Annotated in this window: 2 protein-coding genes and 2 pseudogenes; 1 reads left to right on the top strand and 3 read right to left on the bottom strand. The window is 66.8% G+C overall.

Annotated features, from left to right (window positions below; translation table 11 throughout):
* From CC117_RS09270 to CC117_RS09255, 3 genes and pseudogenes are all read right to left on the bottom strand, one after another.
* Positions 1–449 (bottom strand): IS6 family transposase (locus CC117_RS09270; RefSeq protein ID WP_198541782.1); only part of this gene is annotated, 449 nt, incomplete at its 3' end.
* Between the two features lie 368 nt (positions 450–817).
* On the bottom strand, positions 818–1,012 hold the full coding sequence (locus CC117_RS09265) for a DUF3073 domain-containing protein (RefSeq protein ID WP_071083335.1): 195 nt from the start codon (positions 1,010–1,012) through the stop codon (positions 818–820).
* Positions 1,013–1,576: 564 nt separating this feature from the next.
* A pseudogene (locus tag CC117_RS09255) lies at positions 1,577–1,839 on the bottom strand (helix-turn-helix domain-containing protein); the annotation flags it as partial.
* Between the two features lie 570 nt (positions 1,840–2,409).
* Here CC117_RS09255 and CC117_RS09250 point away from each other — a divergent pair.
* A pseudogene (locus tag CC117_RS09250) lies at positions 2,410–2,787 on the top strand (phosphoenolpyruvate carboxykinase (GTP)); the annotation flags it as partial.

Genomic DNA, 2,787 nt, shown 5'->3' with positions numbered 1-2,787 from the left:
CAGGCCTCGGGGAGGAGCTCGTCGAGGACCCGCGGGTAGACGGGTGCCTTGTCGGTGGTGACTTCCACCGGCCGGCGGCCGTGGGACAGCGCCTGGGTGAAGAACCTTCGGGCGGCGGCCTGGTCGCGGCGGGTGCTGGCGAGGACGTCGATGACCTGTCCGCGCTGGTCAACGGCCCGGTACAGGTAGGTCCAGCGGCCCGCGACCTTCACATACGTTTCATCAACAAACCAGCTGTCGCCGGGACGGTGCCGACAGGGCCGGGCCGCGTCGGCGAGTAGGGGTGTGAAGCGTTGCACCCACCGGTAGATCGTGACGTGGTCGACCTCGAGGCCGCGTTCAGCGAGGAGCCCTTCGACGTCCCGGTAGGACAGCGCGTACCGCAGGYACCACCGCACCGCAAGGACGATCACCTCGGGTGGGAACCGGAACCCGGCGAACTCCGACACCGGAGCCAGTCGACGGACACGGCGTCGACGCATCAACCGATCATGACCGATCGGACGCCCCGCGATGGCCGACTTCGCCGATGCAACAGTGCCCTGCAGCGTTGAATCGCCGTGGGGCAGGCATCAGTTCGAAACCGAACCCGAGGACGGAGACCGGGGCGAAGAGTATCCGGCCCAGGTGCGGTGGTCTTCCTGGTGTTGACCGCTCTACTTTCGGCCTGCGGCCCGAAGCCTTTAAACAGTATCCGGCCGTTCAGGGAGGCAGTTCCTGATCAGCTGCAGGCCTGTAGTCCGCCTCCGGGCTCGCTGCCCCTCCATAGGTCGCGCCACAGGGTTTCCAGCTTCGGGCGCGGCGTCGGCGGTTGGGCTCAGCCGGTTGGCGTCCAGTTCTCGTCCGCCGGGTCGAGGGCCTGCGGGTCCGGGAGTTCGTCGCGGTCGTCGTGGTCCCGGGTGGGTGCGTCGCCGAGGTCTGATTGGAGTCGGTCGAGATCCAGGTCGGGGGAGGCGTATTTGAGTTTGCGTGCGACTTTCGTGTGCTTGGCTTTCGCTCGTCCGCGTCCCATGGAACGACCCCTTCCGGCCATTGCGCACCTCCGCTACGGTGCTCGTTGTGTCTGATGCCTTCCGAGAACACGAGGCGACACGACTCCGCCGCATTCCTCGGTGTCGGTTTCATTACTCGAGATAGTTCCAGTGCCGTGACCGGCAGGGCGAACTCTGCCGGTCACGGCACTGAATTCCATGTGATCATGACGGGTGGCGTCGCTTCGCCAGGGGCCCTCGACACGATCTGCTGGATCCGGTCGCGGCTTGACCGTCATAGCGTCAACAGTGGGGAAGTCGATCTAGCCGCCTCGGATGGCGAGGTTGTCGACCTTCTTCGCCTTCTTGACTTGGACGTCGCCGGGAGGCTTGGCGGTGCCGTGCTGTAGGTCGGTCTCCTGACTGCCTCAGGCCACGGCCCATCTGGCCGCCTCCCGATGTTGACGAATGCCCTGCGGCGGGCGCCCGTTCGGTGTACATCCCATCCGGGGTACGTCGGTGGCCATCGGGTCGGCCAGCGTGTCCCGAGATCAATTCGCGTTGGTACCGCGATACCTGCAGCACATCCTTCGCGACCTGACCGCTCATGTCCCCGCCCCGCCTGAGCTCGTCTCCGCCTCGTGTAGCTGGGCGAGCAGACCTTGCTGGCCGGTCAACAACTCGGTGAGGATCCGCCGCGCGGCGCGCATCAACTCGGCCACATCCCCGCCCGTCAGCGCGTACACCACCGTCGCGCCATCCCGGGGCGCGGTCACGATCCCCGCTCGGCGCAGCACCGCCAACTGCTGGGAGAGGTTCGAGGCTCCGCCTCGATCGCCGCGAGTGGATCCCACACCGGCACCTGTCCCACCGCCTTCCGCTGGGCCCCGCACCACACCGGACAGGGCGCGGGAGCGCCGACCGGCGGACCCGGGAACCGGCCCACGCCGCACGCGATCACGAGAGCCGCGCCAAGAGGGCAACGCGGAGGAAGATCCCRCCACGTCCGGAGCGCTCCACGCATGAGCTAACCACAATGTCGCAACTTGATGAAGTCTTCAATCCCCATGTGATCGCCGAGAGTGGGGTGCGAGAGCGAGGAGGGGCCTCCAGGTGGTGATCATGGAGCTGGCTTGCCTGGGGAGGATCTTTGGGGCTGCGCCGTCCGGAGCCGGATGATGCGCCCACCGTCSCCGGCCACTCTCCGGCGCCCGGGTGCGCGTCGGGTGGCCAGGAGCCCGGAAGAACTCCGCCTTCAGCTGGCGCAGCGGCGTCGCGACACGTCCCGCTCGGAGTACGCCCGCCGACAGGCGTACGGCGAAATGTCGATGATCTCCACAGTCGATGATCTCCACAGTCGACGTTCGACAACCTGACAAGTTCGTCAGATAGAAGGAGTACAGTTCAACCATCCAACGGTCTGTCGAAGGAGTGGGAGATGCCCGTCACGATCCCGGGCCTACAGTCGATGCCGACGACGCACCCGGCACTGTTGGAGTGGGTCGCCACGATCGCCGACCTCACCCAGCCCGACCGGGTCCACTGGTGCGACGGCAGCGACGCCGAGTATGAGCAACTTTGCGCCGAGCTGGTCGCCAAGGGCACGTTTCTCCGCCTCGCCGAGGACAAGCGGCCTGGCAGCTACTACGCCGCGAGCGACCCCAGCGATGTCGCCCGCGTCGAGGACCGCACCTTCATCTGCTCGAAAAGCCAGGACGATGCCGGTCCCACGAACAACTGGGCCGACCCGGACGAGATGCGCGTCACCCTGCGGGACCTGTTCGCGGGCTGCATGCGTGGCCGCACCATGTACGTC

It is taken from the genome of Parafrankia colletiae (assembly GCF_001854655.1).
Lineage (GTDB): Bacteria > Actinomycetota > Actinomycetes > Frankiales > Frankiaceae > Parafrankia > Parafrankia colletiae.
Note: the sequence above shows the minus strand (reverse complement) of the source record. Positions and strands in the feature narration are given on the sequence as shown.

Excerpts from the sequence above, each read along its gene's own strand:
- CC117_RS09265 (WP_071083335.1), bottom strand. The coding sequence starts at position 1,012 with ATGGGACGCGGACGAGCGAAAGCCAAGCACACGAAAGTCGCACGCAAA.